Annotated in this window: 6 protein-coding genes; all 6 read left to right on the top strand. The window is 74.1% G+C overall.

What is annotated here, in order from left to right; genetic code table 11:
• Window positions 1–679: efflux RND transporter periplasmic adaptor subunit (locus DKL51_RS29165; RefSeq protein WP_124812796.1), on the top strand; the 679-nt coding region annotated here is incomplete at its 5' end.
• Window positions 676–1,608 carry an ABC transporter ATP-binding protein gene (locus tag DKL51_RS29160; protein WP_243420489.1) on the top strand — a complete coding sequence of 311 codons (933 nt, stop codon included), beginning with the start codon at window positions 676–678 and terminating at the stop codon, window positions 1,606–1,608. The genes DKL51_RS29165 and DKL51_RS29160, both read left to right, overlap by 4 nt.
• Window positions 1,605–2,789 carry an ABC transporter permease gene (locus tag DKL51_RS29155; protein WP_109964331.1) on the top strand — a complete coding sequence of 395 codons (1,185 nt, stop codon included), beginning with the start codon at window positions 1,605–1,607 and terminating at the stop codon, window positions 2,787–2,789. Before DKL51_RS29160 ends, DKL51_RS29155 begins: the two co-directional genes overlap by 4 nt.
• Before the next feature lie 213 nt (window positions 2,790–3,002).
• Window positions 3,003–3,212: a helix-turn-helix domain-containing protein gene (locus DKL51_RS29150; RefSeq protein WP_089005106.1), complete on the top strand. Its 210-nt coding sequence runs from the start codon at window positions 3,003–3,005 to the stop codon at window positions 3,210–3,212.
• Window positions 3,213–3,431: 219 nt separating this feature from the next.
• Window positions 3,432–3,533: a 30S ribosomal protein bS22 gene (locus DKL51_RS29145; protein ID WP_007465623.1), complete on the top strand. Its 102-nt coding sequence runs from the start codon at window positions 3,432–3,434 to the stop codon at window positions 3,531–3,533.
• Window positions 3,534–3,653: 120 nt separating this feature from the next.
• Window positions 3,654–4,727 (top strand): NAD-dependent epimerase/dehydratase family protein, encoded by a 1,074-nt coding sequence (locus DKL51_RS29140; protein WP_109948393.1) that lies wholly within the window; start codon window positions 3,654–3,656, stop codon window positions 4,725–4,727.
• Window positions 4,728–4,866 lie beyond the last annotated feature (139 nt).

Raw genomic sequence — 4,866 nt, 5'->3', positions numbered from 1 at the left:
GCCCGGCGGCACCCGTACCGCCGCTCCGACGGATCTGGCCGGGCTGCTGGGGGCGGCCGGCGGCGGACCGGCCGGGATCGACTCCTCGGCGCTCGCGCCCGTCCAGGGCGGCCCGCCGCCCGGCGTGGACGACGCGGTGCCGGCCGGTGGCCGGGTCAGCGCCGGTACGCCCGTGCTGACCATCGTGGACACCGGCGCGCTGGGCCTGCTCGCCGAGGTCGACGAGACCGACGTGCTGCTGGTCCGGGCGGGGCTGGCCGGCTCGGTCGAGTTGGACGCGGTGACCGGCGCGACGTACGACGCCCGGGTGCGCTCGGTGGACGTGCTGCCCACCACCTCGGCCCGCGGCGGGGTGACCTACCGGGTGCGGCTGGCCCTCGGCGCCGGCCGCCTCGGCGAGGGGGAGGCCGCCCCCATCCCCCGCCCCGGCATGAACGCCGTGGTCCACCTCCGGGTACGCGAGGCGGCCGACGCGGTCACCGTCCCCGCCTCGGCGGTCTTCTCCGCCGACGGGCGGGACGCCGTCTGGGTGGTCCGGGACGGTAAGGCGGACCAGGTGCCGGTCACCGTGGGCGTGCAGGGTCAGGACCTGGTGCAGATCCTCAGCGGCGTGCAGGCCGGTGACCGGGTGGTGGTGCGCGGCGCCGACCAGGTCCGCGACGGCCAGGAACTCGGGTGACCGCGAGCCTGCCCGCCGGGGTACCGGCGATCGAGGCCGTGGACGTGTCCCGGACGTACCAGCTCGACGGGGTGTCCGTGCCCGCGCTGCGCGGCGTGTCGCTGACCATCGACCCCGGCGAGTACGTCGCCGTGGTGGGGCCCTCCGGCTCCGGGAAGTCCACCCTGATGCACCTGCTCGGCGGGCTGGACCGGCCGACCGGCGGCCGGCTGGTCATCGGTGGCCGGGACGTGGCGAGCCTCTCCGCTCCCGACCTGGCGACGCTGCGCAACGAGACCATCGGCTTCGTCTTCCAGGCGTTCCACCTGCTGCCGCGTACCTCGGCGGTGGACAACGTGGCGCTGCCGCTGGTGTACCGGGGGATCGGCGCCCGGCAGCGGCGGGAGCGGGCGGCGGCGATGCTCGGCCGGGTGGGGCTCGGACACCGGCTGAACCACCGGCCCAACCAGCTCTCCGGCGGCGAGCAGCAGCGGGTGGCGATCGCCCGGGCCCTGGTCACCGACCCGGCGGTGCTGCTCGCCGACGAGCCGACCGGCAACCTGGACAGCGTGACCGGGGAGGCGGTGCTGGCCCTGCTGGAGCAGTTGAACGCGGAGTCCGGCGTGGCCCTGGTGATGGTCACCCACGACCACGACGTGGCCGCCCGGGCCCGCCGGCAGATCGCGGTGCGGGACGGCGTGGTCCGCTCCGACACCCGGGCGGAGGCGATCGCGTTCCATGATCGACCGCTGTCCGGGCCCGGCGACCGACCTGAGACACTGAGCCCCGCTCCCAGCGCGGAGCCCCGATCCGCGTCCGGAAGCGGCCCGGGGCGCCCGTCCGGTGGCTCCGGCGCCGGAGCCACCGGACGCCTTCCGCACGGGACCGGCACCGACGGAATCGGCAGCTCGGACCGCGCCGGCCGGGAACCCTCCGGAGGCGCGGCATGAGGGTCGCCGAGGCCTGGCGGGTGGCGCTGGACGCGCTGCGGGCCAACCGGATGCGCAGCGCGCTGACCATGCTCGGCGTGATCATCGGGGTCGCGTCGGTGGTGGTGCTGGTGGCCATCGGCACCGGCACCAAGCAGAAGGTGGAGCAGCAGGTCGAGGGGCTCGGCTCGAACCTGCTCCTGGTGGTCCCGGGCAAGATCGACGTGGGCAACGCGCCGGTGGTCTCCCCACTGACCCTGAAGGACGTGGACGCCGTCTCGCGGGTGGTCGGCGACCCGAGCCGGGTGGCGGTCACCGTCGCCTCCGGCGCCACCGCCCGGGCCGGCAACCGGTCCGACTTCACCACCGTCCAGGGCGTACTCGAGACCACCCCGACGGTCTTCACCCGCTCGCTGGCCCGGGGTCGCTACCTCACCGGGGCCGATGTGGACACCAGCCGGCGGGTGGCGGTGCTCGGCGCGTCGGTGGCGGAGGCGCTCTTCCCCGATCGCGATCCGCTCGGTCAGCAGGTCGCCCTCGCCGGCGTCCGGTTCCGGGTGATCGGCGTCTTCGCGCCGCTCGGGCAGAGCCTCGGCGTGGACCGGGACGACGAGGTGCACGTACCGGTCACCGCGGCGCAACGGCTCTGGGGCACCCAGCGGGTGGACGGCATAGCGGTCAAGGCACCGGATCGGGAGCGGATCGGCGAGCTGGGCGACCGGATCGTCGCCGAGCTGTCCCGACGGCACCCGGACACCGAGTTCAGCGCGGTCACCCAGCAGCAGATCCTCGGCGTGCTCGGGGACATCCTCGGCGTGCTCACCGGGGTGCTGGCCGCAATCGCCGGCATCTCCCTGCTGGTCGGCGGCGTGGGTGTCTCGAACATCATGCTGGTCTCGGTGCGGGAACGGACCCGGGAGATCGGCCTGCGCAAGGCGGTCGGCGCCCGGCCCCGGGACATCGGCGTGCAGTTCCTGCTGGAGGCGGTGCTGCTCACCTCCATCGGCGGGTTGACCGGGATGGCGCTCGGCGTGGGCACCGCGCTGCTGGTCGACGCGGTCTCGCCGATCCCGGCGGCGATCACCTGGTGGTCGCTGGCGCTCGCGTTCGGGGTCTCGGCGGCGGTCGGGATCGTCTTCGGGGTGGTCCCGGCCCAGCGGGCCGGCCGGCTCGACCCCGTGGTGGCGCTGCGCGCCGAGTGAGCCGTGCCGGGCAACCGGACGCCGCGCTCATCGGGGAGGAAAGCGCCAGGTCAACACGGTGGAAACGCCGGCCCCAGCATGATCAGTTGCAGGAAGGGATCGCGCCGGTCACAACGGCCCCGCTACCGTACTGGTAACACGCGCGTTGCTCGCCGTGACGGAAGCATCCCGTCCGGACGGCACGCGCCGGGCATGGGAATGGGTCGGTGAGCCATGGCCGGGTCGCAGTCCGACGGTCGGCTGTCGGATGTCAGGTTCCTGACCGTCGCGGAGGTGGCGACGGTCATGCGGGTGTCGAAGATGACGGTCTACCGTCTCGTGCACAGCGGTGAGCTGACCGCGGTGCGGGTCGGCCGGTCGTTCCGCGTGCCCGAACACGCGGTGCACGAGTACCTCCGGGGCGCGTTTCAGGAAACCGCCTGAGGCACCACCCGCCGCGCCGCCGAGTGCGACGTAACGGGCATCGACGGGGGCGCGTTGGTCCTGCTGACGCACTCCGGCTACGCTGGACCCCGACCGTGACCGCACCTCGGTGCGCCCTGCCCACCACGCTGGTCCGGTCCGTTGTCCGCAAGCGGGCACGACGCCACCCGAGGTGGTGTCACCCGGTCCGCCCCGCACGTTGCATCGAAAGGCTGTCGTATGGGCTCGGTGGTCAAGAAGCGCCGCAAGCGCATGGCTAAGAAGAAGCACCGCAAGCTGCTGCGCAAGACCCGCGTCCAGCGTCGCCGTCTCGGCAAGTGACCGGGGCCGGGCCTCGGCCCGGCATCCGGCACCACCTGCCAACTGTCGACCCTCGGAGGCTCAGGTGATCCTGCCGCGGACGTCCCGGCTCGATCCCACCTGCCCGGCAAGGCGCACGACATGACCCCCGGTGGCACCACAGGTGCTCCGGGGGTCGTCGTCGTGACCGGCGTCGGCCGCTACCTCGGCGCGCACGTCGCCGCCCGGCTCGCCGCCGACCCCCGGATCGAACGGGTCATCGGCGTCGACCCGTCGACCCCCAACCCGGAGCTCACCGACCTCCTCGACGGGGTCGAACGGATCCGGCTCGACCTCGACTCGCTCGGCGGCCTCCTCGCCGACCTCGACGTCGACGCCCTGGTGCACCTCGCGCTGGTCAGCGCCCCCGACCCGCAGCACGGCGGCCGGGCGGCGATGAAGGAACAGAACGTCATCGGCACCATGCAGCTGCTCGCCGCCTGCCAGCGGGCGCCCCGGCTGCGCAAGCTCGTGGTCCGCTCCTCGACCGCCGCCTACGGCGCGTCGTTCCGTGACCCGGCGGTCTTCACCGAGGAGACCGAGCCGCGCGAGGTGCCGCGCGGTGGTTTCGGCCGCGACATCCTCGACATCGAGGGGTACGTCCGCGGTTTCCGCCGGCGCCGGCCCGACGTCACCGCCACCGTGCTGCGCTTCGCTCCGTTCATCGGGTCCATGGCGGACACCACGCTGACCCGGTACTTCTCCCAGCCGGTGGTCCCCACGGTCTTCGGTCGCGATCCCCGGCTGCAGTTCGTCCACTTCGACGACGCGCTCGAGGTGCTGCACCGGTCGGTCGCCGAGGACCACCCGGGGACGTACAACGTCGCCGGCCCCGGGGTGCTCTCCCTGTCCCAGGCCATCCGCCGGGCCGGCCGGGTCGCCCTGCCGGTGCTGGAGCCGGGCCTCTCCGGCGCCGCCGCGGTCGCCCGCAATCTGGGCTTCGGCCGGTACGGGTTGGACCAGGTCGACCTCTTCGTGCACGGTCGAGTGGTGGACACCACCAGACTGGAGCGGGAGTACAACTTCACGCCCCGCTCGACGGCCGCCGCCTTCGACGACTTCATCCGCGCTCACCACGGTGGCGTGGTGGTGACCCGGGACCAGCTCGCCGCGGCGGAACAGCTGGTGCTGGACGGGATCCGACAGGTCCGCTCGGCCGTTCGGGAGCGGTCGTGAGCGCCGCCGAGGAGCCCCGCAACGGCGCACCGGTCAACGGCCGGTACGACGTACCGCTGACCCCGGCCGGGCCGGACGCGCGGCCGGCGCGGCGCAACGGGCGTCGGCGGACGACCACCCCCGAGCACCCGCGCCCGAC

It is taken from the genome of Micromonospora globispora, assembly GCF_003857015.1.
GTDB classification, from domain to species: Bacteria; Actinomycetota; Actinomycetes; order Mycobacteriales; family Micromonosporaceae; genus Micromonospora; species Micromonospora globispora.
Note: the sequence above shows the minus strand (reverse complement) of the source record. Positions and strands in the feature narration are given on the sequence as shown.